A 26,585-nucleotide genomic window follows, 5' to 3' on the forward strand; every position below is an offset into this window, starting at 1 on the left:
GCTCTTCGCGAACACCTTTTTCTCTTCGTTGCTTCGTGGTAAAAATACTTAGGGCTCTTCCGGGTCTTCTGCTCTTCCGTTGAAAATCACCGGCATACCCGTACTTTCGGGGAGGCTGCGGCCCGTATTTTGAAGAGGGTACCGGGCCCGGTAACCGGTGTCCGGCGGTGTAAAGGAATGGCTATATGTTGGAGAAAATTTTTGGCTGGTCGAAAAAGAAGGAAGAGGGAGAGAGCGGTACCGTTCCGGCGGCACCGAACATTCCTTTTGGCCGCTACTCCGACAACAACAAGCCCCCCGCCAAGGTGGACCGCTGGAATGAGGCCGAGACCCTTTTCAAGGAGCAGAAGATCCACCAGAGCATCGCCGCCTTCTTCGACTACCTCCGCGACGATGCCACCGGCAACGTGGTACACGAGGCCAGCGCCGGGGGTACGGCCGGAACCTTCCATTTTTACCAGGGCTCCAAGATCATCCGCGGCTCGTACAACGAAAACGGGTTCTCCGCCGTGGTGCCCCTCGCCGCGATGCCCCAGCCCAGCGTGCCCGTGATGCGGCGCCTGCTGGAAATGAACTTCAACCTGTATTACACCCGCTACGCCTTCCACGACGGGCGGCTGGAAATGCTCTTCAACTCCAACATCGGCACCACCAACCCCAGCAAACTTTATTACGGCCTCAAGGAACTCGCCACGAAAGCCGACAAGCAGGACGACCTCCTGGTGCAGGATTTCACCTCGCTGCTGCCCGTCGACACGGAGCATATCCAGGTCATTCCCGACACCGAAAAAGAGGTGAAGTACCGCTGGATGCTGCACTGGATCAAGGAAACGCTCGACCTGATCGAAACCGTGGACGCCGACAAGTATTCGGGCGGCATCGCCTACCTGCTGCTGGCGCTCGCGTACCGCATCGACTTCTGCATCGTGCCCGAAGGCAAGCTGCTGCTGGCGCTGGAGAAGATCGTGGACATCTACTTCAAAAAAGACGACCGGCCCGTGACCGAGAAGAACCAGGACATGGCCGACGAATTCCAGAAGCTGCAGGCACGCACGCGGGAAGACGTATTCCCCTACCTGTTTCGCAGCAAATACACCTTCTCGATCGTGCTTCCGCAGGCGCACAAAACGATCTCGGACGCGATCTACAACGCCAACCAGAACATCGGCTGGTACCGCGACAACAAGCACACGGCCATCGCCGCCAAGATCTCGGAGTACGGCTTCGCCTACTGCCAGTATTCCTACAGCCTTCCGCGCCCGCTGACGGAGTATTTCCAGCTGTTCATGATGGTGAATTACCCCAACTACTTCCGCGAGCTGGGCTTCACGATCCCCTTCACCGACGAATCGGGAACGGTGCTGAACGGCGAGGAGATCCAGCGCGCCGTGGAAGCCATCGAAGCCACCTGGAAGATGAAATATCCCGATATGAAAATGCGCCCCGACAAGATCAAGTACGATAGCCTGCTGTCGTTCAACCAGAGCTTTACGGGCGAGATTGAATTTTTAAATATGGATACGAAATAAGACCATTACTGGCGTCATTGCGAGCGCAGCGAAGCAATCGGCCTCGGGCAAGGGAAAGTGCCGATCGGGCTTTCACCAAGTAACAAGCCGATTGCTTCGTCGTCTCGCTCCGCTCGCCTTCTCGCAATGACGAATGCAAAGCAGAGTGCATGAATACACAACAGATTATCGAGTTGTACCGGCCGGCGATCATACAGATCGCCACGCAAACGAGCACGGGCACGGGCTTCTACGTACAGGAGTTCGATCTTATCGTAACCAACGAGCACGTGGTGGGGCGGAATGCCGAGGTGACCATCGCCGGCCGCAACTTCGAGCGGCGCCTCTCGCGGGTGTGGTATACCGATAAGAAGCACGACCTCGCCTTCCTGCAGCCGCCTTCGGAAATACAGATACCCGAGATCCGCCTGGGGCGCTACGAAGACGTGCACGATGGTGCCGTGGTGGTGGCCATCGGGCATCCCTTTGGTCTCAACTATACCGCCACGCAGGGTGTGATCTCCAAGGCCGACCGCGTGCGCGACGGCATCAAGTACATCCAGATCGACGCGGCCATCAACCCCGGCAACTCGGGAGGACCGCTGGTAGCCAAGAGCGGCGAGGTCATCGGCGTCAATTCTTTCATCATCCGCGGCGGCGACAACCTGGGCTTCGCCCTTCCCGTAAGCTATCTCCGCGAAGCCCTAGAGCTCTATGCACCGCACCGCGGCGAGCCCTCCACGCGCTGCCATAGCTGCGATACGCTCGTGAGCGCCTCCAACATCGACTCCACCAAGTACTGCCCCTTCTGCGGCACCGAGGTGAAGCTGCCGCAGCTGCCCGAAAAGGAAGCGAAGCCCGTGGGCGTAGCCTCCACCGTCGAAGCCATTCTCAAAGAGCTGGGCAAGGACGTGAAGCTCGCCCGCGATGGCCACAATAACTGGACGGTCAAAACCGGCAATGCCAAGATCAAGATCAACTACAACCCCGAGAATTTCTTCGTGGCCGGCGACGCCTACCTGTGCCTGCTGCCCACGCAAACGACCTCGATACGGCCGCTGTACCAGTTCCTCCTCGAAGAGAACCACCAGCTCGACGGCCTCGTGCTCAGCGCCGTAAAGCAAAGCATCGTGCTCAGCTGCATCATGTACGACCTCGACATGACCAAGGAAGCCGGCGTGGCGATGTTCCGCGACCTGTTTCAAAAGGCCGACTACTACGACCAGCTGCTGGAAAAGGAATTTGCCTGCCGCGAGCTGCTGGAAGAAGCGTAGGGAACAGCAGAACAACAGAACAGCAGAACAAGGAACAAGGAAGGACGAACGGGGGGTTGGAGTTCGATATTGGCTATTCGATATCCGATAGTCAATAATCTGTAACTTCCGTTGCTGCTTGCTGTTTCCCCGCCCTACCAAACCTACGCCCGATGAGAAAATTATTCCTGTTGCTGGCAGCGGCACTGGTCGCCGCGTCGTCCGGCAGCCTGCATGCACAAACCTACACGCCAGTCGCCGTCGGCGGCTTTAACCACGACCTTTTCGCGGAAAGCGGTAGCGACGCCACCGTTGTGACCGACACGGTGCTCGACGCCACCAACCACATCATGTACACCCAGGCTTTTGCCGCCGCCAACGGGCTGAGCGCGGGCCTTCCGGATAATGGCATCATCGCGGACGCCAGCAATACGCATATCTACCAGCTGAACCCGTACAGCGGCCCCAACGCGCTCACCCTCATGCGCAACGTTACCCGCACGCTTACGGTAAGCGGATCAACAAGCTACTCGAAGCTGAGCGTGCTGGCCTTTTCGGCCGAAGGAGCCAGCAGCATCAATCTCAGCCTGCAGTTCAGCGATGGCAGCAGTACGAATTACCTGAGCAACTATTCCCTTTCCGACTGGTTCTTCGCCAGCAGTAACGTGGTGGTTTCCGGCTTCGGCCGCATTGCGCGCCTTGCGGCGCCGCCGTATACGGTTGATGGCCTGCCCTCGAACCCGCGTTTCTACTATATCGATTTTGTTCTCAATTGCACCGACGCCCGCAAATCGCTCAGCGGGATCACGATAAGCAATGCGTCGACCACGGGCGCCAACCCATTTCCCAATACGGCCATCCTGGCAGTTTCGGGCATTACCGGCCCGACGTCGGTCACCGGCAGCCAAGCCGCCCGTTGCGGCCAGGCCAATGGCAGCGCCACGATCGACGTTACGGGAAATTCCGGTCCTTACAGCTACAATTGGGTGGGTATGACGCCGGCTCAAACGGGCACAGCCGTTAGCGGACTCGCAACGGGCAACTATACCGTTGTGGTAACCGACGGCTTTGGCTGCCAAAGGAACTATAGCATCTGGGTAGGCAGCATCCCCGCGGCTGTAGTTACGGCCGGCGCGACGCCCCCTGCCATCTGCGCCGGCAGTAGCAGCCAGCTTACGGCAACGGCTACCGGCGGAAGCATTGCTACAGCCACCTGGAATCCCGGCGCGTTAAGCGGTGCCGCGGTAACGGTGTCGCCGAATGCCACTACACCCTATACCGTAAGCGGTACCGACGGCAACGGCTGCGCCTACAGCGCAAGCGTCACCCTCAGCGTGACACCCAATCTACCGCCGCCGGCACCACAGGCTGCGGGCGCCACGATCTGCGCGGGCCAGCCGGCAACGCTTACCGTGCAAAACCCGAATATTCTGTACACCTACAACTGGTACAGCGCGGCAAGCGGCGGCAGCGCGCTCGCCAGCGGTCTCAGCTACACGACGCCCCCACTGGGCAGCGGCAGTACTTATTACGTCGAGGCCGTTCTGCCCTGCGCCTCCTCCACCCGAACGGCGGTGCCGGTAACGGTCACGCCCGTTCCCGCCGCGCCTGCAGTCAATGGCACGTCGGTTTGCGCGGGCACAAGCGCCACGCTCCAGGTGTCGGGCCCCGTTCCGGGCACGACCTACAACTGGTACGATGCGGCTTCGGGCGGCACGCTCCTCTCGACCGGCAGCAGCTACAGCACGCCGGTGCTCAATGGCACTGCCACCTATTATGTCGACGCCGCCAGCGGCTCCTGTGTGAGCTCCTCGCGCAGCACTGTCACCGTGACCATCACGCCGCGTCCTGCGGCGCCGATCGTTTCGCCGGCGTCGGTCTGCACCGGCAACGCCGCGACGCTCGCGGTACTGTCGCCCGACCCATCGCTGCAATACAGCTGGTATGCGGTTGCCAGCGGCGGCACGCCACTTTCGGGCAGCAGCAATTATACCACGCCGGCCCTGGCCAGCAACACGACCTACTACGTGGAAGCCGTTACCGGCGGCAATTGCGCATCGGCAGCACGCACGGCGGTTCCGGTGACCGTAACCCCGGGCCCGGCAATGCCCGCAGCCGCAGATGCTACGATCTGCATCAACACGCCGGCGGTGCTCAGTGTCCAGAACCCGCAGTCCTCCGTTACGTACGAATGGTACACCGCTCCCAACGCCGGCACATTGCTTTTTACCGGTCCCGTATTTACCACGCCGGTGCTGAGCGTCGTTACAACCTATTACCTCGAAGCGCGGATCGGCACCTGCATCATGGGACGCCCGCCGGTGACCGTCAACTTTTTGCCGCAGCTCCCGGCACCGGTAGTGAGCGCAGTGGCTTCGGGCAGCAGCGCCACCTTTACCTGGAGTGCCGTTCCGGGCGCAGTGGGCTATGAAGTGTCCGGCAACGGCGGCGCCACCTGGACGGCGCCGAGCTCCGGCCCCACCGGCACCACGCATGTGCTCAGCGGCCTGTTGCCCGGCGTTGCCGCAACGCTCCAGGTGCGCGTGCTCGCGGGCGACCCCTGCGCCAACAGCGCGGCCGGGGCGGCAACGGCCATCATCAGCAGCAACGACGTATTTGTTCCGAACGTTTTCACGCCCAACGGCGACGGGCGTAACGACGATCTTCTCGTGTACGGCACGGCCATCGCAACCATGGACTTCCGCATATTCGACCAGTGGGGCAACGAGCTGTTCCACAGCACTGATAAGGACAAAGGCTGGAACGGAACCTACCGCGGGCAGCGCGCGCCGGTGGGCGTATACGTGTATGCCCTCCGCGCGGTGCTCGTGGATGGAACCATCGTTTCGAAAAAAGGATCCGTAAACCTCCTGCGCTGATGAAAAACAAGCTGCTCGCCACTCTACTGCTTCTCCTGTCGCTGCACCGCAATGCGGCCGCGCAGGTGGACCCGCATTTTTCGCAGTTCTATGCGCACCCGCTCTGGCTCAACCCGGCGCTCACCGGTGCTTTCGAAGGAAAGTTCCGCGCTACCGCTATTTACCGGAGCCAATGGGCCAATGTGAGCCCGTATACCAGCACCGGCGTTTCGGCCGACCTCCGCACCGACCGCAACCTCAACATCGGCGTCAGCTTCCTGCAGCAGGCCGCGGGCGACGCGGGCTATCGCTACAGCAACGCCGGCCTGTCGCTGAGCTACTCGGGCGTTCGCTTCGGTGCCGATGCGGCGCAGCAGGTCTTTATCGGGCTGCAGGCCGGCTACCTCGGGCGCAGCTTCGACGCCAGCGGCCTCCGCTACGGCAGCCAGTGGGCGCCCGGCAGCGGCTACAACGCGGCCCTTCCTTCCGGCGACCCTGTCGACGAGAGCAGCAGCGGCGCCTTCGACGTGGGTGCCGGTATCACGTGGATGGACACGCGCAGCGATGCCGCGCTGCAGCCCTTTGCCGGCGTATCGGTGGGTCACCTCACGCGCCCGGAAGACCCTTTTTACAAAGGCCTGCACTACCACCTGCCCCTGCGCTATGCGGTACACGGCGGCTTCCGGTATATGCTCGGCGACGCCGCGCGGCTGCAGGTGCAGCTGCTGTACCTGCGCCAGGGCACATCCGAGGAGCGCGTTGCCGGCGCGGGCCTCATCCTCGACGTCAGCGAAGACGCGGAGCTGATCGTGGGCAGCAGCTACCGCTTCGGCGACGCCGTGGCCCCCTACGCCGGCTTCCGCTACGGCGCCGTCACGCTCGGTGCGAGCTACGACCATACCATCTCGGGCCTCAGCAAGCTCGCGGGCAATACCAACGCGTTTGAGATCTCGCTTACCTGGATCCTGCGCAACAGCGAAGGCTACGAGATCCCCTGCCCCAGGTTTTGAATAACGAACAAGGAACAAGGAATTCTGAATAGCGAAGGTTCTGGCCCCAACTTCGATATTCGTTATTCGATATTCGTTACTCGATATTCATGAAGAAGATCCTATCCAAGGAGGAGGCCCTGCAGAAACTCCGGCAATACTGCGCGTACCAGGAGCGGAGCCACAGCGAAGTGCAGCAAAAGCTGTGGGACCTCGGTGTGCGCCGCGCCGACCACAACGAAGTGCTCTCCACGCTCATCGAGGAAGACTACCTCAACGAGGAGCGCTTTGCGAAGGCCTTTGCCGGCGGGAAGTTTCGCATGAAAGACTGGGGCCGCAAGAAGATCCTGTACGAGCTGAAGCAAAAGCGCGTTTCCGACTACTGCATCCGCCAGGCGATGAAGGAGATACCCGAAGACGACTACCAGAACACCCTGCGCAAGGTGGCCGAAAAGAAATGGGAAAGCCTCAAAGGAGAGCAATACCTCGTGCGGCAAAAGAAAACACAGGACTACCTTATTCAGAAGGGCTACGAATACGAGCTCGTCACCGCCATCGTTCGGGGCCTTCGCGAAGGCTGAGCGGCTTTCCAGTACTTTTAAAAGAAAAACCATGGCCGCCAACCCGATACACATCGAACAGCTTCTCGACGCCGCGCCCGCCCGTGTATGGGCCGCGCTCACGCAGCCTTATGAAATGAAGCAGTGGTATTTTGACATCCCCGGTTTCCGCGCCGAGCCGGGCTACGAGTTCCGCTTCAGCGGTGGCCCCGAGGAAGGCCCGCAGTTTGAGCACGTGTGCCGCGTCACCGAAGGACTTCCGCCGCACCTGCTGGCCCACACCTGGCGCTACGAGGGTTACCCCGGCGACTCGCTCGTTACCTTCCGCCTCGACCCCGAAGGCGACAACCGCACCCGGCTCGTGCTCACCCACGAAGGCCTCGAAACGCTTTCGCCGCATCACCCCGCCTTTGCCCGCGAAAACTTCGTGCAGGGCTGGACGCAGATCGTGACGAAGTCGCTTCCCGAATACCTGGCAAAAAGCGCCAACGCCTAACCCAGTTCGATATTCGATATCCGTTATTCGATATTCGTTATTCAATCCGCCATGTCCTCACTCACATTCACGCTCATTCAAACCTCTCTCCATTGGGAAGACCGCGCCGCCAACCTCGCCATGCTTGAGGAAAAGATCCGCGGGCGAAAGGACGCTTCGCAGGTAGTGGTGCTGCCCGAGATGTTCAGCACCGGCTTCAGCATGAAGCCCGAAACGCTGGCCGAAACGATGGATGGCGAGGCTGTGCGCTGGATGCAGCGCCTGGCCCGCGAGGAGCGGATCGTCTTATGCGGCTCGCTGATGATGCGCGACGGCGACCGATTTACCAACCGCTTTCTCTGGGTGCTGCCGAATGGCCAGCTCGGGTACTACGACAAGCGGCACCTGTTTGCCTATGCCGGCGAAGACCAGCACTACACGCCGGGTACGCAGCGCTTTATCGCCTCGGTCAATGGCTGGCGCATCAACTGCCTCGTGTGTTACGATCTCCGCTTCCCGGTGTGGAGCCGGCAGCAGTACAGCGAAGCCGGCGCCGAGTACGACGTGCTGCTCTATGTAGCCAACTGGCCCGAGCGCCGCGCCATCGCCTGGAAGACGTTGCTGCAGGCCCGCGCCATCGAAAACCAATGCTATGTCGTGGGCGTCAACCGCGTGGGCGAAGACGGCAACGGCATCTACCACAGCGGCGACAGCAGCGTGATAGACCCGCTCGGCGAAATCCTTTACCAGAAGCCGCACGCCGAAGATGTGTTCTCGATCACGCTCGACAAAAAACACCTGGAGGCCGTACGCGAAAAGCTGCCGTTCTGGAGGGATGCGGATGCGTTCGTGCTTCCCATAGAGAAAGAACGCAGATGATCAGGATTGTTTATGATTTCATTTGACGCGGAAATAAATCCGCGCTCATCCTAAAAATCATAACGATCCGCGTTCTTTCTCGCGCGCTCGGATCAGCTGAATCACGCTATCCATCTTGTAATCCCGGTTGGCGCGGATGGCCTCTACGCTGGGCCCCACGAATATTTCGGGCTGCACGCCGCGGCCTTTCTCGGCATCCTTATCGATCACGAGGCGGAAGAGCGGGAGGCGAAAGCGCACACCGGTATGCGGCAGCGTCACATCGGGGATGAGCCAGGCATTATTGCCATAAGCGCCGCCGCCCGTTTCCTCGCCCAGCAGCGTCACGTTGGACTGGCCGCGCACGGCGCCGGCGAAAAGCGTGGACGCCGAAAACGTGTTGCCGCCCGTGAGCACATACACCTGCCCGGTGTAGCGATTCTTCTTCTTGGGGTTGAAATGACGTCCTTCGAAATAGTGGAAGTGGTAGTTTCCGTCGGCTTCGCGGCGCGTCATGAAGAGCAGGAAGAGGTTGTTCCAGAAGCCGTCCGACTGGTACCTGCGGTAGGGGCTGTTGCGGCGCACGGCATACAGCGTGTCGGCGATCTTGAAGGGCTTGTCGGCAATGTATTTCGTGAGGAGGTTTGAGTTGGTGACGGAGCCACCGCCGTTGCCCCGCAGGTCGATGACGAGGTTGGGCGTGCCCAGCTCGCGGAGTGTGCGGAAGGAGCGGCGGAAAAATCCGCGAAGCTGGTAGCCCTTGGTGAAGGTGGCCAGGTTGATGAACGCCGTTTGCCCCGAGCTGTCAATATGGAACTCGCGGAGCGCCGTGCGCATCATTCGCTTCCGCTCCGCGCGCGAGGGACGGCTGGCGCGTGCGCTCCGGCGGCTGCTGTCGCGCGAGGGCAGGAACAGGTTCACCAGCGCGTTGTGCGGCGCGCCCAGCGTGTCGATCCAGGTAACGCGGTACTTGGGCTTATAGCCATACACAGGCAGGTAGGCATTGCCGAAGCCGCCGCGGTTGCTCAGTGTTTGAAACAGGTGCGTGCGGTTGTAGCCATCACCGGAGAGGTAGTGAAACAGCGTATCCGTAATTGTACGGATCGACCGGCCGTCGATGGAGGTGATCACCGAGCCGCGCGCGAGCTGTGAGTCGCGGCGGTCGAAGTTGGCCGTGACGATGGCGGTATCGGGCCAGAGCTTGAGCGCCACGGGGTAGGAGAAGCCGTCGCCGGCGGCGCGCACAAAGGCTTTCGACGGACGCGGATAGGTGTGTCCGCAGTGCAGCTGCGCCAGCACGTAACCCAGCACGGCGCGGAAGCGCGTCTCGGTCATCGAGTCCTGGATAAGCGCCGCTCCCCGCTCGAAATACAGGTCCATGCTGTCTTTCGGCGTGTACCAGTATAGCCCCGGGTGACTGTCTTCGAGGATGTTGCGGAACAGCCGGTAGTCTTCGCGTAGCACTTCGGGCGCGTACTTCTTCGTCGCCACAAACTCTTTCGACGAGCGGCATCCCGCCAGCACCGCTACGAATAACATCCCCGTCAGCCACTTCCTCATATCCCTTCGATATTCGTTATCCGATATTCGATATTTGATATTTGATATTTGATATTCGATATTCTTTACCCGTTATTCATATGATTCCATCCCTGCGCGGTAACGGGGTATTTGTTGCCGCCCTTGCTGTGGATGTGCACACCCGCCTCGGCGTCGGTGATGTAGCCGATGACGGAGATGTCGTTCATGTTGCCCAGCTTCTCGTAGTCGTCCTGGCGGATGGTAAAGAGCAGCTCGTAGTCTTCGCCGCCGCTGAGGGCGCAGGCCGTTGCCTCCGAGTTGAACTTGAAGGCCGCCTGGCGGGTATCGTCGTGAATGGGCAGCTTGTCTTCGTAGATCATCGCACCCACGCCGCTGCCCTTGCAGAGGTGGAGCAGCTCGGAGGATAGACCGTCCGAAATATCGATCATGCTCGTCGGCTTGATTTCCGCGCCGGCGAAGAACTCGATGATGTCTTTGCGGGCCTCGGGCTTCAGCAGGCGGCCCACGATGTATTTCTCGCCCTCGAGGTCGGGCTGGATCTGCGGGTTTTCCATCCAGATGCGCTTCTCGCGCTCCAGCAGCAGCAGGCCAAGGTAGGCCGCGCCGAGGTCGCCCGACACGCAGACGAGGTCGCCCTTTTGCGCGCCCGTACGCTTCACGTACTGGTCGGGGGCTACCTCGCCGATGGCGGTGCAGGAGATGATAAAGCCTTTCTGCGAGGAGGTTGTGTCGCCGCCAACGAGGTCGACGTTGTAGCGGTCACAGGCGGCGTACACGCCTTCGTAAAACTCGTCGAGCGCCTCCACCGAAAAGCGGTTGGAGAAGCCGATGCTCAGGAGGATCTGCGTTGGCGTGGCGTTCATCGCGTAGATGTCGCTCACATTGACGGCCACGCTTTTGTAGCCAAGGTGCCGCAGGGGCGTATAGCCAAGGTCGAAGTGGACGCCTTCGAGGAGCAGGTCGGTGCTGAGTACGGTCTGCTTGCCAAACTGGTCGATGACGGCGGCGTCGTCGCCCACGCCCAGCAGGGTGGAGGCGTTGTGGAATTCGATGTTCTTCGTGAGGTGCTCGATAAGGCCAAATTCGCCCAGGGAGCTTACTTCAGTGCGTTCAGACATAAGTTTTCAAAGGTAAAGAAGGTTCGGAACCGCCAAGAAAGAAGAAAATAAGTTGTTTCGCGAAGAAATAGGGGCCTGGCAGTGCGTAGCCTGAAACGTGCGATTCTCCGCGTATACCTTTTTCTCTTTTTTCGCGGTGAAAAACCTTATTTCGCCTATGCTTTCTTCCGCACGATCCCTGCGCCCGTTTATCGGCGCCAAAGACTTCGATACGGCCCGCCGCTTCTATACGGCGATCGGATTCGAAGAGAACCCGGTGCTGCCCGATATGTCGGTATTCACGCTCGGCGCCCTTGCCTTTTACCTGCAGCGCTACTACCAGGCCGACTGGGTGGGCAATACGATGCTGTTTTTGGAGGTCGACGACGTCGTGGCAACGCGGGAGCGGCTGGCGGCACTCAACCTTCCGGAACATTTTCCCGGCGCCCGTCTCGAGGCCATCCGCCACGAGGACTGGGGCGATGCGTTTGCGCTGATCGACCCGTCGGGGATCTTATGGCATGTGGGCGCTTTCAAATAATAGGCTTCAATCCGGCATTGTTTGTACGTTTATAGCATGAGCAACCAGGTCCTTTCGGTACGTCCGTTTTTGGGTGCAAAAGATTTCCAGCACTCACGCGCATTCTACTCCGCGCTGGGGTTCACCGAAACGCCACTTGAACCCGGTTTTTCGCTGTTCCAGATGGAGGGCTGCGCCTTTTACCTGCAGGACGCCGACGTGCCCGACTGGATCGCCAACAGCCAGGTGTTCCTCGAAGTGGCCGACGTGCAGGCATTTTGGGAACGCATTACGCAACTGAATCTGCCGGAGCGCTTTCCCGGAGCCCGCATATCCCCGCCCCGGCGGGAGCCCTGGGGCACCGAATGCTTTATTCACGACCCGTCGGGAATCCTGTGGCACATCGGAAAATTTCACAACAAATGAAACAGCGAATCGAAATACCCCTCAGCAAAAAAAAGATGGCGAGGCTCCTGCTCCTCGCGATCGTCTTCGTGGCCGGCGGCGCCTGGATGCTGGCGTACAGCGGCGAGACGAGCAATTTCCTGCTCAGCAACCCGGTCGTGAAAAACAGCGTCGCCGTGGCGGCGATCCTGTTCTTCGGCTGGTCGGCCTTCTTTTTCGTACGCAAGCTATCCGACAAGCGCCCCGGCTTCGTGATCGATGCCGCGGGCGTGCAGGACAATACGAGCGGCGTGGCCTTCGGCCAGTTGCCCTGGACCGATATCAGCGGCTTTTCGCGGGCATCGGTGTACAACCAGGAATTCCTGATCATCCATGTATTTGACCCGGAGAGATACCTGGAACAGGCGACTGGCCGCGTCCAGAGAATGAGCATGTCGTTCAACCTGAAACAATACGGGTCGCCCTTTGCCGTTTCGGCCAATACGCTGACCTGCAGCCTTGCCGAGCTGGAAAAATTACTGCGTGAGCACCTGGCGGCCTCCCACGCACAACCCGCTTCTGATTTTTGATTTCCGATCCCGGCTTACAGAGCCGGTACGTTGCCGTTGACCCACTGCACCAGTTCATCCTGGATGATGCCGTTGGTGGCGATGAGCCCGGGCTTGTAGCAATCGTAAGGATCGCCCTGGAGGTTGCTGACTTTTCCGCCGGCTTCTTCCACGATGATCCAGCCTGCGGCGCTGTCCCAGGCCTGCAGCTTATGCTCGTAAAAGCCGTCGAAGCGGCCCGCCGCGACCCAGCACAGGTCGATGGCGGCGGACCCGAGGCGACGCACGGGAATACCGCGGCGGATAAAGCGCTCGAACACCTGCAGCGGGCCATTGGGCTCGTCGAGGTAGGTGTAGGGGAAGCCAGTCACCATGCAGGCGTTGATTACCTGGTCTTTTTTCGATACGTGGATCGGCTTGCCGTTGAGCGTGGCGCCCTGGCCGCGCTCGGCGAGGTAGAGCTCGTTCATGAACGGGTTGTATACACCGCCGAGCACCATCTTGCCGTTGTGCTCGAGGCCGATGGAGATGGCGCAGATGGGAATATGGTGCGCGAAGTTGACGGTGCCGTCGATGGGATCGATGATCCATTTCCATTCCGACCGCTGGTCGTTGGCGCCCGACTCCTCGCTGAGGATGGCGTGGTCGGGGTGGGCCGCACGGATCACATCCATAATGGCCTTCTCGGAAGCATGGTCGACCTCGGTGACGAGGTTGTTGATGCCTTCCTTATTGCTGACTTCAAAGGCCTTGTCGGAAAAACTGCGGATAGCCGCGGCGCCTGCGTCGATCGCCGCGCGGAGTGTGGTCATGGACATGGCGCGAAGATACGGGCGGTTTTGGAGGAAGGTTTTGCAAGGTTCTGGAGGTTCTGGGAGTTCTGAAGGTTTTGACAGGTTCTGAAAGCTTTTGAGGAAGGTTTTCAAGGGGGCTTCGATCCTTCACTGCGAGGGAGGATAGCGGACGCAGCACCGGCCTGCTCTATGTGGGCGCTCACCGCTCACTTGCTCACCGCTCACCCGCTCATTTGCTCACCGCTCACCCGCTCACCAATAACATTCCCTTTAGTTTTCCGGGCCTAACTTGCCTTCCTGTGAACTACCGGCTACTGCTTCTTCTTTGCTGCCCGCTGCTGGGCGCCCTCGGCGCCTCGGCCCAGTATACCCTGCAGGGCACGGTGTACGACTCCTCGCGCAACTACGCCATTTCTTCCGTTATCGTTGCCACGACCTCGGGCCACAGTGTGGTCACGGGCAACGAAGGCACCTACAGCATTGCCGTTTCCGACGCCGACTCTGTGTACTTTACCTTTCTGGGCAAGTCGACGCTCAAGTATCCCGTCAAAACGATCCGCGACCTCGACCACTTCGACATCTCGCTCCGCGTGCCTGCCACCGGCAGCCGCTACAAGGTGCTGAAGGAAGTAGTGGTGTACGGCCGCAACTACCGCCTCGACTCGGCGCGCAACCGCGCCGAATACGCACGCGCCTTCGATTTTCACCGCCCGAACCTCGAGTCGATGACCTCCGTAGGCGCCGGTGGCGCGGGTATCGACATCAACGAGCTGATCCGCGTGTTCCAGTTTCGCCGCAACCGAAGCGCCGCGCACTTCCAGGCGCGCCTGATGGCCGAAGAGGAGCAGCGCTTTATCGACAACCGGTTCAGCAAGCCCCTGATCCACCGCCTCACCGGTCTCGATGGCGACGACCTCGGCGCCTTCCAGGAGCGCTTCCGACCCTCGGTTGAATTCACGCAGAGCGCTTCCGACTATGAATTCCAGCGCTACATCAAGTTGTGCTACGATGCCTGGATGGGCAAATCGCCCGTGCCCGATGATTTTGGCCAATAGGCTGAAGAACCAGGCGGCATCCCTCCGGGATGCATAAACCCCGTTTGTTCCTATCGTTTTACCAAACGAGCATCCCTGCGGGATGCGGACGTACCGACGATTATCCCTCTTGCTACCAAGCGAGCATCCCTGCGGGATGAGGACGTACTAACGATTGTCCATCTTGATAAACGCGCATCCCTGCGGGATGCGGCCTTACCGACGAATGGTCTTCCGGTACCTTATGTGCTTTTTTCTTTCCATTACTCCAATACCACATTACCACATCCCCACATTACCACATTAATTTTATCTTAGGTCCTTATGAGCGACCATCTTCAGCAAGAACTCAAAAAGGAATTTCAGCTTGAGCGGATGATCCTGTTCAGCGACGCCGTGTTTGCCATTGCCATCACGCTGCTGGCTATCGAGATCAAGGTGCCGAAGTTCGACCGGCACTCCGTCACCGACGCGCAGCTGCTGCAGCAGCTCGGAGAAATGATCCCGGAGTTCATCGGCTTCCTCGTTTCGTTCATCATCATCGGGGTTTACTGGAATGTGCACCACCGCATTTTCGGGTTCGTGGTCAACTACAACCGCAGGCTGCTCTGGATGAACCTGTACTTCCTCCTGGGCGTGGTGCTAATGCCGTTCAGCTCGGGCTTTTACAGCCAGTATATCCTGAGCGGCGTGCGTACGCCGGTGATCGTGTATTGCGCCAATATCCTCCTCCTCGGCGGCATGAACCTCGCCATCTGGCTGTACGTCAAAAACCCGAAGCGCGGCCTGGCGCAGGGCATCGATCCCGTCGAAAGCAAATACTTTATTTTCCGCGCGCTTACGCCGCCCTTCATGTTTGTAGTGATGGCCATCGTTTATGCCAATGCGCCGCGCGCTGCTTTCTGGATACCTATGTCGATACCGATCGTGCTGCGTATCGCGCGACCCTTTTTTGGCAAAGGGCGGAAAGCCGAAGTGGCCCAGGCGAATTAATTCAATAACGTACTTTTCGCCCATGGAACAGATCGACCAACTGACCCTCGGAATCGGCACGCGGCTGCAGCACACGCAGTATGGCCCCGGCGTCATCACCGCTGTACGCTTCGCGACCTACCTCATTACGTTTATTTACCACGGCACCAAGGAGATCGACAAGAACGATCCCTCGCTCGACGAGATCATCGCCGACAATGTATCGGCCGAGATCCAGACGCACAGCGACGTGGAGCGCTCGCTGCTGAAGATCCTCCGCCTCTGGGGCGGCATCACCGAGCCCGTGCCCCTCGGCGAACGCTGGCAGAAAGGCACCATGCTGCTGCAACCCGCCGATAAATCGCTAAAGCCGAAGGAAGTTCCCGTTGAGGATTTCTTTCATAAGATCGTGATGCTCCGCGACCGCCTGCGCGTGCTCGAGCAACAGATCAACGCACACAAAGTGCTGACCGACGAAGACAAGGTAAACCTGCAGCAATACATCACGCGCATCTACGGATCGCTCACCACGTTCAACGTGCTGTTCCGCGAAAGGGACGACTGGTTTGTGGGAGAGAAAGGGAAAGAATAAAGAAGGCAGAGCAAATGATTACATGAATACATGAGTACATGAGGTAAGAGGGGAAGGCCCCATTTCCTAACTCATGTAATCATGTACTCAATTATTCATGTAATCTTCCCTCAATACGCCAGCAGCCGCTCCACGTATTCTCCCAGCCTTGCCTTCGCCAGGAAATTCTTCTCCAGCTCCATGTTGAAGGGCACGGGCGTGTCGAGCGAGGCGCAGCGCAGCACCGGGCCATCGAGGTTTTCAAAGCAGTTCTCGGCGATCCAGGCCGCGAGCTCGCCACCGATGCCGCCGACCAGGGTGTCTTCGTGAAGCAGGAGCACCTTGCCCGTTTTACGTACAGCCGCGCGAACAGCTTCATAGTCGAGCGGGAGGAGCGAGCGGAGGTCGAGGATCTCGATGCTGTATTCGGGATGGGCGGCCGCGTAATCTTCGGCCCAGTGCACGCCGGCGCCGTAGGTGATGATGCTGATATCGTCGCCGGTGCGCACGGTGCGGGCCTTACCGATCGGCGTTTCGTAGTAGCCTTCGGGCACCGGGCCGCTTACGCTGCGGTAAAGCGCCTTGTGCTCGAAATACAATACCGGGTTGGGATCGTTGATGGCCGCGATGAGCAGGCCCTTCGCATCTTCGGGCGATGAGGGATACACAACCTTAAGTCCCGGCGTTTTCACAAACCAGGCTTCGTTGCTCTGGCTATGGAAAGGTCCCGCGCCGACGCCGGCGCCCGTGGGCATGCGGATCAGCACATCGGCGTTCTGCCCCCAGCGGTAGTGGATCTTGGCGAGGTTGTTCACGATCTGGTTGAAGCCCACCGTTGCAAAGTCGGCAAACTGCATTTCCATCATCGACTTGAAGCCTTCGAGCGAAAGCCCGAGCGCCGCACCCACGATGGCGCTCTCGCAGAGCGGTGTGTTGCGCACGCGCTCCTTGCCAAACTGCTCCACAAATCCTTCGGTGATCTTGAAGGCGCCGCCGTACTCGGCGATGTCCTGTCCCATCAGCACCAGGTTCGCGTGTTGCTCCATGGATTGGCGAAGGCCTTCTTTCAACGCATCAATAAAACGAAGCTCACGTCCCACCCCGGGCGCGGAAACAAAGCTCCCCTCTCCGCCACGGAGAGGGGTAGGGGGTGAGGTCTGCGGGGGGAGGGGAGCATAAACATCCTGCACTTCCTTCTTCGTATCCACCACGATCGGTGCCGAGTCAAAGCCGATGGCCAGCTCGCTTTCGATCTTGTGTTTGAATTCGCTGCGGATGTTTTCGATCTCGCTGTATTGGAGAACGCCCTCTTCGTGCAGCCAGCGCTCGTAATTGCTAATGGGATCTTTCTGCGCCCATTGCTCAAAGAGCTCCTTCGGCACGTACTTGGTGCCGCTCGCTTCTTCGTGGCCGCGCATCCGGAAGGTCATACACTCTACCAGGAAAGGCTTTTGCTCGCGGATGCAATAGTCGCGAACGCCCTTGATCGTATCGTATACGGTAAGGATATTGTTGCCGTCGATCACCACGCTTTCCATGCCGTAGCCGCGGGCGCGGTCGGCAAGCTGGGCGCAGCGGAACTGCTCGTTGCTCGGCGTGCTGAGGCCGTAGCCGTTGTTTTCGATGATAAAGATGACAGGAAGCTCCCACACGGCGGCCGTGTTGAGGGCCTCGTGGAAGTCGCCTTCGGAGGTGCCGCCATCGCCGGTGAAGGCCAGCGATACCTTCTGCTCTTTGCGCAGCTTGTGGGCAAGTGCCACGCCGTCGGCGATGGCGAGCTGCGGGCCGAGGTGGGAGATCATGCCGCAGATATGGTGGTCGCGGGTGCCGAAGTGAAAGGAGCGCTCGCGGCCGAGGGAGTATCCGTCCTGCGCGCCCTGCCACTGCTTGAAAAGTCGGTGCAGCGGCATATCGCGGCTGGTGAACACCCCGAGGTTGCGGTGCAGGGGCATCACCCACTCATCGGGCTCCAGGGCCATCGTGGCGCCGACGGCGATAGCCTCCTGGCCGATGCCGCTAAACCACTTCGAAATGCGGCCCTGGCGCAGGAGCACCAGCATCTTTTCTTCGATGAGGCGCGGCCAGAGCAGCTTCTTGTAGATATCGGTCAGCTGCGCGGCATCGAGCCCGCGGCGGAGAAACTCCATATAGCGAAAATTTAAGGGCCCAAAAGTATCATTCCCACTTCACAATCCGGTCGATGAGCAGCGAAACCGCCGCCATGGCGAACCCAACGCCGATGATCAGGGCCCAGCCCGAGGTCTCGAAGCCGGGAATGTAGCGGTCGCATACCTTGATCAGCACGATATTGGCCAGGGTCAGCACAAGGGCCAGGGTGTAGATGGTTACGGGAAATTGCTTCGTGACACGCGCGGGCTTGATGAAGCTGTCCATGAGCGCAACCACCACGGCCGCAAGCAGCGTACCCGGCTGGTCGCGCAGATCGCTGCCGGGGAGGTACCAGAACAGGAAATAGCCAAGGGCCGAACAAAGCAGGAAACGAAGCAGGAAGTTCATGGAGGGCGGAAGGTAAAGAATATCGAACAAGGAACAAGGAATGGAGAACAAGGAACGGTGGGCGAAGGCAACTCCCTCGATATTCGATATTCGTTATTCGTTATTCGCCAAAGCCTTGTCCAGCCGCGCCTTCAGATCGTCGTAGCTCGTGTAGCCGCTGGCAAGCAGGTGAAAGCGCAGATCGTCAACCTGTAGTAATACGGCGGGGAAGCCGCGCACCTGCAGCTGCTGTACGAGCGCGAATTCGTGGATCGCCTCGTCCTTGTACTGTTCGGAGGCCAGCTTCCGGTAAAACTCTTCTTCGGAGATCCCGTACTTCGGCAGCAGGTGCCGGTACGCCTCGGGGTCGGTCAGGTCGCGGCCTTCGAAGTTGAGCGCGTACTGCAAATCGGCGGCGATGGCCACCTGCCGGTCGGGCGCCACTTCCTTCAAAATGCACAGCGCGATGGCCGGCAGCGTCGAGTCGGGGAACCAGTCGGTTTCGTCGGGGTGAAACACATGCCAGAGAAAGTCCTCGCCGAACCTGATACCGGTGAGTTCCTCCACGCGCTTGTACGCCGTCTGCACGTAGCGGGCAATGGGCCCGAAGGGCTGCGGCGTCTCCGGCCGGATCATCCCGCCCGAAAGCACCTCGAACCCAAGCTTCCCCTTGTATTCTTCTGCGATACGCGTGATAACCGGCGAAAAGCCGTAGCACCAGCCGCAGTAAGCATCATAACAATAATAGACCGTCATAAAAAATCTCTGATGTCGGATGTCGGATGTCGGATGTCGGATTTAGATCCGAGATCAGACATCTGAGATCCGCGATTTGCTAATGTGCTTCCAGCCAATTCGCGCCATGTCCCACCTCCGCGATCACAGGGATGTCGTTGGGCAGAACCATCGCGCTTTGCATTGCCTCGAGGATAACGGGCTTCACGAGCTCGAGCTCCTCTTTCACGACGTCGAACACAAGTTCGTCGTGCACCTGCAGGATCATCCGGCTTTTGAACTGCCGCTCCCTGAAGGCGCGCTGCACGTTGGCCATCGCCAGCTTGATCATATCGGCCGCGGTGCCCTGGATGGGCGAGTTGATGGCGTTGCGCTCGGCGAGGGCGCGAACGGTAAAGTTGGCCGAGTTGATGTCGCGCAGCCAGCGCTTGCGGCCCAGCACCGTTTGCACGTAGCCATGCTCGCGGCAGTAGTTGATGGTGCCGTCCATGTAGGCGGTGATGCCGGCAAACTCCTGGCGGTAGTTGTCGATGATCTCCTTGGCTTCGGCACGCGGGATGCGCAGGTTCTCGGCGAGGCCGAAGGCGCCCTGCCCGTAGATGATCCCGAAGTTGACGCTCTTGGCTTTCGAGCGCTGCTCCTTCGTGACCTCCTGCTCGGGCACGCCGTACACTTTGGCGGCGGTGGCGGTATGCACGTCTTTGTTTTCACGGAAAGCGGCGCACATCGCCGGGTCGCCGGAGAGGGCCGCCACGATGCGCAGCTCGATCTGCGAGTAGTCGGCCGACACGAGAACATGGTGCTCGTCGCGCGGGATGAAAGCTTTGCGGATCTCCTTGCCGCGCTCGGTGCGGATGGGGATGTTCTGCAGGTTCGGGTTGTTGCTCGACAGGCGCCCTGTGACGGCAACGGCCTGCGCGAAGGTGGTGTGCACGCGGCCTGTGCGCGGGTTGATCAGCTCGGGCAGCGCATCGACGTAGGTGGAGCGCAGCTTGGTGAACTCGCGGTACGCGAGGATATGATCGCAGATGGGAAACTCCTTGGCAAGCTTGCTCAGCACGTCTTCGCCGGTGGCATACTGGCCGGTCTTGGTCTTCTTCGCTTTCGGATCGAGCTTCAGCACTTCAAACAAAATATCACCCAGCTGTTTCGGCGAGCCCAGGTTGAAGCGCTGGCCGGCGAGCTCGTATACTTTCTCTTCGTGGTTGCGGGCTTCTTCCTCGAGCTGCCGCGAATAGGCGCGGAGAAAGTCCACGTCGACACGCACGCCTTCGTATTCGATGTCGCGCAGCACTTTCACCAGCGGGATCTCCACGTCGTCGAACACGCGGCGCACGTCCGACTTCGCGAGCTGCGGCTCAAACACGGGCTTGAACTGCAGCGTGATGTCGGCGTCCTCGACGGCGTACTCCTTCACCTTTTCCGGCTCCACGTCGCGCATGGTGCCCTGGTTCTTGCCTTTCTTGCCAATGAGCTCCTCGATGTGAATGGGCTCGTAGCCGAGGTACTTGGCCGCCAGCCAATCCATGTTGCGCTTGCCATCGGGCTCGATCAGGTAATGCGCCAGCATCGTGTCGAACAGTTGCCCTTCGATGTCGACGCCATACCACTTCAGCATCAGCAGGTCGTACTTGGTGTTGTGGCCGACCCACAGCTTGTCGGGCCGCGCAAATACGGGTGCGAAGCGCTCGAGTACCCCGATGACTTCTTCCTTGCGCACGGGCAGCGGCACATACCAGCCTTTGCCGGGCTCTACCGAAAAGCTCATGCCCACGAGGTCGGCGGTATTGGCGTCGATCCCGGTGGTTTCGGTATCGAAGGAGATCTCGGGCGCGCTGTCGAGCGCGTCGAGCAGCTCGCGCCATTCCCCGTCGCTTTCCACGAGCGTATAATCGTGCGGCGTATTGTTGATGTTTTTTCCGGGCGTCACCACGTTGTTCACGGGCTCCTCGCCGGGTACGGCATCGAACAGACCGGGCTGCTGGCCACCGGCTTTGCGTGCCGGTGCGTTGGGGGCTGCGGGGGCGCCTTCGCCCAGGAGGCGGTTGATAAAGGTGCGGAACTCCAGCTCCATAAATACGTCGCGGAGCGCGTCCTTGTTCCATTCCTTGAGACGGAAGTCCTCTTCGTGGAAGTCAACCGGCACCTCGGTGATGATGGTGGCGAGGCGCTTGCTCATGAGGGCCTGCTCGCGGCCCTTGCGCACCTTTTCGCCGATGGCGCCCTTGATGTTATCGGCATTGGCGAGCACGTTTTCGAGGGTGCCGTATTCGGTGAGGAGCTTGCAGGCGGTCTTCTCGCCAACGCCCGCGATGCCGGGAATATTATCGACCGCATCGCCCATGAGGCCGAGCATGTCGATCACCTGGTCGACGCTTTGAATGCACCACTTGTTGCACACTTCCTGCGGCCCCATGATCTCCACTTCGCCGCCCTGGTAGCCGGGCTTGTAGATCTTCACGTGCTCCGACACGAGCTGGCCGTAGTCTTTGTCGGGCGTTACCATATATACCGTGTAGCCCAGCTTTTCGGCCTGCTTGGCGAGGGTGCCGATAACGTCGTCGGCCTCGAAGCCTTCGCTTTCGAGGATGGGGATGTTGAAGGCCTGGAGCATCCGCTTGATGTCGGGGATGGAAGCCGAGATGTCTTCGGGCGCTTCCTGGCGGTTGGCTTTATAGTCGGCGAAATCGGCCATGCGTCCTGCCGGCGCGCCGCCTTCGAAGCACACGGCCATATGCGTCGGCTTCTGGTTGTTAATGAGGTCGATCAGTGTATTGGTGAAGCCAAACTGGGCATTGGTATTTTTTCCTTTGGAGGTGATGCGCGGGTTGCGCAGCAGCGCGTAGTAGGCGCGGAAGATGAGCGCCATTGCGTCGAGAAGGAACAGCTTTTTTTCGGAGGATTCCATTGCGCGAAGTTAGGAGGGTGGAGGAAGAATACTTGATTACTCGAATACATGAATACTTGAGTGAAGAGGCGGGAGAAACAACAGGAAAAGAGCGGAAAAAAAACAGGCTATGATGGGATAATTCACTTGGCCGCACTCTTTGCCGAGTCGACGTTTGCGAAAAAAGAAACGTATGGACAAAGCAAAAGTGCAGGTGCTTGAAAAAAGACTTGTAGCGTTCGGAGTGCGCATCATGAAACTGACCGAATTATTGCCCCCGACACGGGCAGCCAGGCATATCGAAGGACAAGTGATCCGCAGCGGCACAGCGCCGGCCTTGATTTATGCCGAGGCGCAGGCTGCTGAAAGCAGGGCGGATTTTGTTCACAAAATGAAGGTTGGTTTGAAAGAGTTGCGGGAAACATCAGTTAGCCTTCAACTGCTGCGGCTCATGCAATGGGTCGATGAACAAGAGATAGCACCGGTGGAACAGGAAAACGACGAGCTGATCTGCATATTTGTCAGCTCCGTAAAGACTGCCTCCGGCAAATAGTGGCTCGCAACTTACCCCAGCCTCTGAATTCAGGTAATCATGTACTCAATTAATCAAGTACTCCCATTCTACCCTCAATTGATCCATCCTCCCCTGTTCGGAAAGGCAGGCATGCCGAACTTCACACGGTGATTACCCGCCGACTCACCTGGCTTCTTCCGCTTTCCATCTTCGCCTTCTGCGCGCTCATCGCCTTATCGGGCTTGCAGCGGCCGCTGCTTCCGACCGCGCTGGCCGGCGACCTGCTGCTGACGGCCCCGGTGCTGGCTTCGCTTCTTGCGCACCCGGGCGCGCGGCTTCGGGTGGCGCTCCGCGTATTCCTGCTAGGGGCCACGCTCGCGGGCTTACTGCTGCCCGCTGATGCGGTGCCGTTCCTGGCGTTGCTGCGGCGTTTCGTGGCGCCGGCGGCCGAAGCAATCCTGGTCGGTTACCTGTTGCTGCAGCTACGGGCGGCGCGGCGCAAGGCGGCGCCTGTTACCGACCCGCTCGACCGCTGCCGGGCGCTGCTACTGGAGCTCACGGGAAGCGCGCGCGCCGCTGCCCTGCTGGCCACCGAGCTGACACTGCCTCTTTACCTGTTCCGGAGGGCGCCCGCCGGCTTCTCCACGGGCCGCCGCAGCGGCGCGGTGCTTGTGCTGGGCTGCTTTGTCGGGCTTTTCCTGGTGGAAACGGTGGCGCTGCATTTCCTGCTGGCGCTCTGGAAGCCGCTGCTGGCTTGGGTACTTACGGCCGCGGGGCTCTACTCCTGCCTGCAGCTGACCGCCCACCTGCGCGCGTTGCGTGTACGGCCTACGATCGTAACCGGCACCGAGCTGCGGTTGCGCAACGGGCTGCTTGGCGGCGAAGCCGATATCCTTCGCTCCAACATCGCGCGTGTGCAAACCGGCAAGCGCCTGGAGCTTCCGGCCGAAGCGCTATCGCTCGGGCTCGTGCCGCGGCTCGAGGCGGCCAACATGATCCTTTATCTCGCTGAGCCTGCTACTATTCGAAGATCCTTTGGACGCTCTGCAGAAAGCAGCGTCATCGCCTTCGCTATCGACGACCCGGAAGCACTCGCAGCCGCCCTCGGTACCGGGCCGCTTTCTTGATCTTTGTCAACAGGGAGGCGCGGCGGCCGCGCTAGCTTGCCGTCATGAAACGAATCCCGCTGCTGCTCGTATTACTTCGCCCGCTGCTGGGCCTCACCCTACTGCTGCTCCGCACACAGCCCCATTTCGGCAGCATCGCCTTGCTGTTGCTCAGCGCCGGGTTGCTTTCCGACATTTTCGACGGCATCGTCGCCCGCCGCATGGGCGTCTCCACAACGTCGCTCCGCCGTCTGGATTCGGCCGCCGACAACCTGTTCTGGCTGCTCGCGGCACTCACCGCTTTCCTCCGCTTCCCGGGTTTCTTTGCAACGCACGCACTGTCGCTGCTGTTGCTGCTGGGAAGCGAGGCCCTCGTATATACACTGAGTTTTCTCCGTTTCCGGAAAGAGGTGGCCACACACGCCATTGCTTCCAAGCTGTGGACCCTGCTGCTTTTTGCCACGCTGCTCCAGCTACTGCTAACGGGCGAGGCGCCGGTTCTATATCCGATCTGCTTCTGGGCCGGCATCGCCACGCGTGTCGAGATCATCGGCATCATCCTGCTGCTGCGGCAGTGGACCGCCGACGTTCCAAGCCTGTTGCACGCGCTGCGGCTCCGGCAGGGAAAACCGCTTCGCCGGCACAAACTGTTCAACGGTTGATCCGGTGTCGGTTTCAAAGCCGCAGGGTGCTGCCGACCATTTTCCCGAAGAGCAAATACCCAAAAATCAAAACCCCGCAAAAGCGGGGTCCTGACTACCTAAAAACGAATAAAAACATGAACCCTTAACGGGCAGAAATTGAACCTTGGCTGTCAACCGGGGGCAGGTGAAGCGACTGTGTGTTGTAGGACTCCCGGAGCTCATCATCCTGGTAAGAGAAGTTCAGGTAAAGAGCGGCAGCCAGGGCCAGTAACAGTACAGCGTTCAACCAGCGGTTGGAAGTTTCGGTTCTCATAAGATTGGATTGGGATATTGGATGACACAAACCTAATGCGCCCGTCACGGCTGCGCAAATCCGCAGCATGCTAATTTGAAAAATCGGGCAGTTGTTCGTAGAGCCCGTTCGTAGATCTACGAGGGGCGCGTCGTAAGTTTTCGCAGACGCCCGGCTGACGCCGGGGGACATATGCACGTAGGACGTTGGGATGCAGCCCGTTGAACACAATCCCCTATCTTTAAAACGTCAATAAAAGTCCTTCGCCCCGATGCCTGCCTATAAGATCCAGCTCGTTTCCTGTCACCGCAAACCCGAGCGCTCCTTTTTCTGGAAGGGCCGGCAGTTCCCGGTGTGCGCGCGCTGCACGGGCATTTACCTCGGGTACCTGACCTTCCCGTTTTTCAATTTTGAGTTCTGGTACCTCGCCAGTGGCTGGGCGCTGCTGCTTATGGCTCCCACGATCATCGACGGGCTGACGCAGGCCTACCTGCGCCGCGAAAGCACCAACTGGCTCCGCTTCAGCACCGGCCTCGCCGCCGGTACCGGGCTTATGGCCATCGTGGTGAACATCGGCACCTTCATCGGCAATCTCATTCTTACATAACCAAACCGCTAAAACCAACCCAAATGGAAAATTCGAACAACCCGAACGACCTGTTTCCCGAACCGCCGCAGGAGAAGCTCGGTATTCCCCTGACCATCGTATCGTTCTGTATCCCGCTGGTGGGGATCATCCTGTTCTTCGTCAACAAGGACAAAAACCGCCAGAAGGCCAATACCGCATGCTATGCCGCCATCGCAGGTGCCGTGTTCGGCATCATCGTACGCCTCATCACCATGTCCACGATGGGCACGCGCGGCTACTAAGCGCCGTTCGTAACCGATAAAAAAACCGCTGCCCCGTGCAGCGGTTTTTTCGTTAGCAGAGTGCGGTTGGCGATGCGCGCTTTTCCCGGAAGCAATAGGGAAAGATTGGGGCTTGTGGTGCGCATTTTCAGCGCCGGCTCCGCCGCACCGGCGCGCATGTTCGCCAGGCCGGGGTTGTATTGTACGGGGAAGCACATGGGCTTTCGCAGCAGGCACTGGCCTACCTTTACACCGCACAAACCTAACCCCTTATGACCCACGCCGACCTCCTGCGCCGGGTAGAATGGAAAGACCTTCGCCGCCTCTCGCTGCGCGAGCTGCTCATCGAGAACAACCTCACCATTCCCTGGTTCCTGGCCTCCATGGCCCTGGCTTATTATCACTACTACCTCTTCGCGCTGCCCTTCTCCGCTTTCTTCTTTCTCACCGCGCTGCGGCAGGTGCACAACGGCTTTCACAATTCACTCGGCACGGCGCGCTTCCTCACCTGGTTTACGCTGTACAGCAACAGCATCCTCATGATGGTGTCGATCCACGCCGTGAAGTTCAACCACCTGCGGCACCACAAGTACTGCCTTGCCGAGGAAGACTACGAGGGTAAGTCGGCCCGCATGAGTTGGTGGGGCGCCATCCTTTACGGCCCCATCCACATCTTTCTCATTCACAAGGTGACGCTCCAACTGGGCAACGCCCGCTACCGGCGCAACCTGCTTTTCGAGCTTGCGTCCATCGCGCTGTTTGCGGGGCTGGCACTCTACTTCCGGGTTCACTTCCTTATCTACCATATGACTGTGATGATCGTCGGCGAGTTTCTCATGGCCTTCTTCGCCGTGTGGACCGTGCACCACGATACCCACGACACACCGGAGATCGCGCGGACGCAGCGCACGGGCTGGAAGAACAAGGTGACCTTCAGCATGTTCTATCACCTGGAGCACCACCTGTTTCCTGCCGTGCCCACCATCAAGCTTCCGGAGCTTGCGCGCCGCATCGACGAGGCGCTGCCGGAGATCGAAAAGAGAAGCACGTTTTGAAAGACCTGCATGCTGTGTGAGGC

At 59.7% G+C, this 26,585-nt stretch carries 26 protein-coding genes; 19 read left to right on the top strand and 7 right to left on the bottom strand.

Going from position 1 to position 26,585, the window contains the following annotated elements; genetic code table 11:
* The first annotated feature begins 185 nt into the window (after positions 1–185).
* The 7 genes from ACYU7Z_RS11345 to ACYU7Z_RS11375 all read left to right on the top strand — a co-directional run bounded on the left by ACYU7Z_RS11345 (position 186) and on the right by ACYU7Z_RS11375 (position 8,522).
* Positions 186–1,529: a type III secretion system chaperone family protein gene (locus ACYU7Z_RS11345; RefSeq protein WP_460570501.1), complete on the top strand. Its 1,344-nt coding sequence runs from the start codon at positions 186–188 to the stop codon at positions 1,527–1,529.
* Positions 1,530–1,678: 149 nt separating this feature from the next.
* Complete coding sequence (locus tag ACYU7Z_RS11350; RefSeq protein ID WP_460570503.1) at positions 1,679–2,782, top strand: trypsin-like peptidase domain-containing protein; 1,104 nt, start codon at positions 1,679–1,681, stop codon at positions 2,780–2,782.
* Between the two features lie 152 nt (positions 2,783–2,934).
* The gene (locus tag ACYU7Z_RS11355) at positions 2,935–5,640 is read left to right on the top strand and encodes a gliding motility-associated C-terminal domain-containing protein (RefSeq protein WP_460570505.1); all 2,706 of its coding nucleotides are present in this window, start codon (positions 2,935–2,937) and stop codon (positions 5,638–5,640) included.
* Positions 5,640–6,629, top strand: coding sequence for a PorP/SprF family type IX secretion system membrane protein (locus tag ACYU7Z_RS11360; RefSeq protein ID WP_460570507.1), 990 nt, complete (start codon positions 5,640–5,642; stop codon positions 6,627–6,629). The genes ACYU7Z_RS11355 and ACYU7Z_RS11360 overlap by 1 nt, the downstream gene beginning before the upstream one ends.
* A gap of 89 nt (positions 6,630–6,718) precedes the next feature.
* On the top strand, positions 6,719–7,189 hold the full coding sequence (locus ACYU7Z_RS11365; RefSeq protein ID WP_460570509.1) for a regulatory protein RecX: 471 nt from the start codon (positions 6,719–6,721) through the stop codon (positions 7,187–7,189).
* Positions 7,190–7,220: 31 nt separating this feature from the next.
* A complete protein-coding gene (locus ACYU7Z_RS11370; RefSeq protein WP_460570511.1) occupies positions 7,221–7,664 on the top strand; it encodes an SRPBCC family protein in 444 nt (147 codons plus the stop codon).
* A gap of 51 nt (positions 7,665–7,715) precedes the next feature.
* On the top strand, positions 7,716–8,522 hold the full coding sequence (locus ACYU7Z_RS11375) for a nitrilase family protein (protein ID WP_460570513.1): 807 nt from the start codon (positions 7,716–7,718) through the stop codon (positions 8,520–8,522).
* A gap of 57 nt (positions 8,523–8,579) precedes the next feature.
* Here the strand turns inward: ACYU7Z_RS11375 and ACYU7Z_RS11380 are convergent, their stop codons facing one another.
* Both ACYU7Z_RS11380 and thiL read right to left on the bottom strand, forming a co-directional pair.
* On the bottom strand, positions 8,580–10,061 hold the full coding sequence (locus ACYU7Z_RS11380; RefSeq protein ID WP_460570515.1) for a S41 family peptidase: 1,482 nt from the start codon (positions 10,059–10,061) through the stop codon (positions 8,580–8,582).
* Between the two features lie 65 nt (positions 10,062–10,126).
* Positions 10,127–11,161, bottom strand: a complete 1,035-nt coding sequence (gene thiL, locus ACYU7Z_RS11385; RefSeq protein WP_460570516.1) for a thiamine-phosphate kinase — start codon at positions 11,159–11,161, stop codon at positions 10,127–10,129.
* Positions 11,162–11,318: 157 nt separating this feature from the next.
* On the opposite strand from thiL, the gene ACYU7Z_RS11390 reads away from it, so the two are divergent.
* The 3 genes from ACYU7Z_RS11390 to ACYU7Z_RS11400 are packed head-to-tail and all read left to right on the top strand — an operon-like array spanning position 11,319 to position 12,634.
* Positions 11,319–11,681 (top strand): VOC family protein, encoded by a 363-nt coding sequence (locus tag ACYU7Z_RS11390; RefSeq protein WP_460570518.1) that lies wholly within the window; start codon positions 11,319–11,321, stop codon positions 11,679–11,681.
* Positions 11,682–11,717: 36 nt separating this feature from the next.
* Positions 11,718–12,086, top strand: coding sequence for a VOC family protein (locus ACYU7Z_RS11395; protein WP_460570520.1), 369 nt, complete (start codon positions 11,718–11,720; stop codon positions 12,084–12,086).
* Complete coding sequence (locus tag ACYU7Z_RS11400; RefSeq protein ID WP_460570522.1) at positions 12,083–12,634, top strand: STM3941 family protein; 552 nt, start codon at positions 12,083–12,085, stop codon at positions 12,632–12,634. Before ACYU7Z_RS11395 ends, ACYU7Z_RS11400 begins: the two co-directional genes overlap by 4 nt.
* Before the next feature lie 14 nt (positions 12,635–12,648).
* On the opposite strand, the gene ACYU7Z_RS11405 is transcribed toward ACYU7Z_RS11400, so the two are convergent.
* Positions 12,649–13,431, bottom strand: coding sequence for an inositol monophosphatase family protein (locus tag ACYU7Z_RS11405; protein ID WP_460570524.1), 783 nt, complete (start codon positions 13,429–13,431; stop codon positions 12,649–12,651).
* 275 nt (positions 13,432–13,706) lie between these two features.
* On the opposite strand from ACYU7Z_RS11405, the gene ACYU7Z_RS11410 reads away from it, so the two are divergent.
* The 3 genes from ACYU7Z_RS11410 to ACYU7Z_RS11420 all read left to right on the top strand — a co-directional run bounded on the left by ACYU7Z_RS11410 (position 13,707) and on the right by ACYU7Z_RS11420 (position 16,005).
* Complete coding sequence (locus ACYU7Z_RS11410) at positions 13,707–14,462, top strand: hypothetical protein (RefSeq protein ID WP_460570526.1); 756 nt, start codon at positions 13,707–13,709, stop codon at positions 14,460–14,462.
* A gap of 303 nt (positions 14,463–14,765) precedes the next feature.
* The gene (locus ACYU7Z_RS11415) at positions 14,766–15,434 is read left to right on the top strand and encodes a TMEM175 family protein (RefSeq protein WP_460570528.1); all 669 of its coding nucleotides are present in this window, start codon (positions 14,766–14,768) and stop codon (positions 15,432–15,434) included.
* Between the two features lie 22 nt (positions 15,435–15,456).
* Positions 15,457–16,005 (top strand): hypothetical protein, encoded by a 549-nt coding sequence (locus ACYU7Z_RS11420; protein WP_460570530.1) that lies wholly within the window; start codon positions 15,457–15,459, stop codon positions 16,003–16,005.
* 110 nt (positions 16,006–16,115) lie between these two features.
* Here ACYU7Z_RS11420 and ACYU7Z_RS11425 read toward each other — a convergent pair whose 3' ends face one another.
* The 4 genes from ACYU7Z_RS11425 to polA form a co-directional block, all read right to left on the bottom strand.
* On the bottom strand, positions 16,116–18,131 hold the full coding sequence (locus ACYU7Z_RS11425; protein WP_460570532.1) for an alpha-ketoacid dehydrogenase subunit alpha/beta: 2,016 nt from the start codon (positions 18,129–18,131) through the stop codon (positions 16,116–16,118).
* Positions 18,132–18,159: 28 nt separating this feature from the next.
* Positions 18,160–18,501 (bottom strand): phage holin family protein, encoded by a 342-nt coding sequence (locus ACYU7Z_RS11430; RefSeq protein ID WP_460570534.1) that lies wholly within the window; start codon positions 18,499–18,501, stop codon positions 18,160–18,162.
* A 93-nt stretch (positions 18,502–18,594) separates the two neighbouring features.
* The gene (locus ACYU7Z_RS11435; protein WP_460570536.1) at positions 18,595–19,236 is read right to left on the bottom strand and encodes a DsbA family protein; all 642 of its coding nucleotides are present in this window, start codon (positions 19,234–19,236) and stop codon (positions 18,595–18,597) included.
* A 79-nt stretch (positions 19,237–19,315) separates the two neighbouring features.
* On the bottom strand, positions 19,316–22,123 hold the full coding sequence (gene polA, locus ACYU7Z_RS11440; protein WP_460570538.1) for a DNA polymerase I: 2,808 nt from the start codon (positions 22,121–22,123) through the stop codon (positions 19,316–19,318).
* Between the two features lie 172 nt (positions 22,124–22,295).
* On the opposite strand from polA, the gene ACYU7Z_RS11445 reads away from it, so the two are divergent.
* The 6 genes from ACYU7Z_RS11445 (at position 22,296) to ACYU7Z_RS11470 (ending at position 26,562) form a co-directional block, all read left to right on the top strand.
* Positions 22,296–22,655 (top strand): four helix bundle protein, encoded by a 360-nt coding sequence (locus ACYU7Z_RS11445; RefSeq protein ID WP_460570540.1) that lies wholly within the window; start codon positions 22,296–22,298, stop codon positions 22,653–22,655.
* Positions 22,656–22,783: 128 nt separating this feature from the next.
* Positions 22,784–23,743, top strand: a complete 960-nt coding sequence (locus ACYU7Z_RS11450) for a hypothetical protein (protein ID WP_460570542.1) — start codon at positions 22,784–22,786, stop codon at positions 23,741–23,743.
* A 44-nt stretch (positions 23,744–23,787) separates the two neighbouring features.
* The gene (locus ACYU7Z_RS11455) at positions 23,788–24,384 is read left to right on the top strand and encodes a CDP-alcohol phosphatidyltransferase family protein (RefSeq protein ID WP_460570544.1); all 597 of its coding nucleotides are present in this window, start codon (positions 23,788–23,790) and stop codon (positions 24,382–24,384) included.
* 545 nt (positions 24,385–24,929) lie between these two features.
* Positions 24,930–25,265 (top strand): DUF2085 domain-containing protein, encoded by a 336-nt coding sequence (locus ACYU7Z_RS11460; RefSeq protein WP_460570546.1) that lies wholly within the window; start codon positions 24,930–24,932, stop codon positions 25,263–25,265.
* A gap of 23 nt (positions 25,266–25,288) precedes the next feature.
* On the top strand, positions 25,289–25,528 hold the full coding sequence (locus tag ACYU7Z_RS11465) for a hypothetical protein (RefSeq protein ID WP_460570548.1): 240 nt from the start codon (positions 25,289–25,291) through the stop codon (positions 25,526–25,528).
* 251 nt (positions 25,529–25,779) lie between these two features.
* Positions 25,780–26,562, top strand: coding sequence for a fatty acid desaturase (locus tag ACYU7Z_RS11470; protein WP_460570550.1), 783 nt, complete (start codon positions 25,780–25,782; stop codon positions 26,560–26,562).
* Positions 26,563–26,585 lie beyond the last annotated feature (23 nt).

The sequence above is a fragment of the Flaviaestuariibacter terrae genome (assembly GCF_054777635.1).

Coding starts and splice junctions, on each gene's coding strand:
- ACYU7Z_RS11400 (WP_460570522.1), top strand. CDS start 12,083: ATGAAACAGCGAATCGAAATACCCCTCAGCAAAAAAAAGATGGCGAGG.
- ACYU7Z_RS11355 (WP_460570505.1), top strand. CDS start 2,935: ATGAGAAAATTATTCCTGTTGCTGGCAGCGGCACTGGTCGCCGCGTCG.
- ACYU7Z_RS11390 (WP_460570518.1), top strand. CDS start 11,319: ATGCTTTCTTCCGCACGATCCCTGCGCCCGTTTATCGGCGCCAAAGAC.
- ACYU7Z_RS11380 (WP_460570515.1), bottom strand. CDS start 10,061: ATGAGGAAGTGGCTGACGGGGATGTTATTCGTAGCGGTGCTGGCGGGA.
- polA (WP_460570538.1), bottom strand. CDS start 22,123: ATGGAATCCTCCGAAAAAAAGCTGTTCCTTCTCGACGCAATGGCGCTC.
- ACYU7Z_RS11350 (WP_460570503.1), top strand. CDS start 1,679: ATGAATACACAACAGATTATCGAGTTGTACCGGCCGGCGATCATACAG.
- ACYU7Z_RS11425 (WP_460570532.1), bottom strand. CDS start 18,131: ATGGAGTTTCTCCGCCGCGGGCTCGATGCCGCGCAGCTGACCGATATC.
- ACYU7Z_RS11460 (WP_460570546.1), top strand. CDS start 24,930: ATGCCTGCCTATAAGATCCAGCTCGTTTCCTGTCACCGCAAACCCGAG.
- ACYU7Z_RS11435 (WP_460570536.1), bottom strand. CDS start 19,236: ATGACGGTCTATTATTGTTATGATGCTTACTGCGGCTGGTGCTACGGC.
- thiL (WP_460570516.1), bottom strand. CDS start 11,161: ATGTCTGAACGCACTGAAGTAAGCTCCCTGGGCGAATTTGGCCTTATC.
- ACYU7Z_RS11405 (WP_460570524.1), bottom strand. CDS start 13,431: ATGTCCATGACCACACTCCGCGCGGCGATCGACGCAGGCGCCGCGGCT.
- ACYU7Z_RS11415 (WP_460570528.1), top strand. CDS start 14,766: ATGAGCGACCATCTTCAGCAAGAACTCAAAAAGGAATTTCAGCTTGAG.
- ACYU7Z_RS11375 (WP_460570513.1), top strand. CDS start 7,716: ATGTCCTCACTCACATTCACGCTCATTCAAACCTCTCTCCATTGGGAA.
- ACYU7Z_RS11455 (WP_460570544.1), top strand. CDS start 23,788: ATGAAACGAATCCCGCTGCTGCTCGTATTACTTCGCCCGCTGCTGGGC.
- ACYU7Z_RS11430 (WP_460570534.1), bottom strand. CDS start 18,501: ATGAACTTCCTGCTTCGTTTCCTGCTTTGTTCGGCCCTTGGCTATTTC.
- ACYU7Z_RS11420 (WP_460570530.1), top strand. CDS start 15,457: ATGGAACAGATCGACCAACTGACCCTCGGAATCGGCACGCGGCTGCAG.
- ACYU7Z_RS11470 (WP_460570550.1), top strand. CDS start 25,780: ATGACCCACGCCGACCTCCTGCGCCGGGTAGAATGGAAAGACCTTCGC.
- ACYU7Z_RS11395 (WP_460570520.1), top strand. CDS start 11,718: ATGAGCAACCAGGTCCTTTCGGTACGTCCGTTTTTGGGTGCAAAAGAT.
- ACYU7Z_RS11445 (WP_460570540.1), top strand. CDS start 22,296: ATGGACAAAGCAAAAGTGCAGGTGCTTGAAAAAAGACTTGTAGCGTTC.
- ACYU7Z_RS11465 (WP_460570548.1), top strand. CDS start 25,289: ATGGAAAATTCGAACAACCCGAACGACCTGTTTCCCGAACCGCCGCAG.
- ACYU7Z_RS11345 (WP_460570501.1), top strand. CDS start 186: ATGTTGGAGAAAATTTTTGGCTGGTCGAAAAAGAAGGAAGAGGGAGAG.
- ACYU7Z_RS11360 (WP_460570507.1), top strand. CDS start 5,640: ATGAAAAACAAGCTGCTCGCCACTCTACTGCTTCTCCTGTCGCTGCAC.
- ACYU7Z_RS11370 (WP_460570511.1), top strand. CDS start 7,221: ATGGCCGCCAACCCGATACACATCGAACAGCTTCTCGACGCCGCGCCC.
- ACYU7Z_RS11365 (WP_460570509.1), top strand. CDS start 6,719: ATGAAGAAGATCCTATCCAAGGAGGAGGCCCTGCAGAAACTCCGGCAA.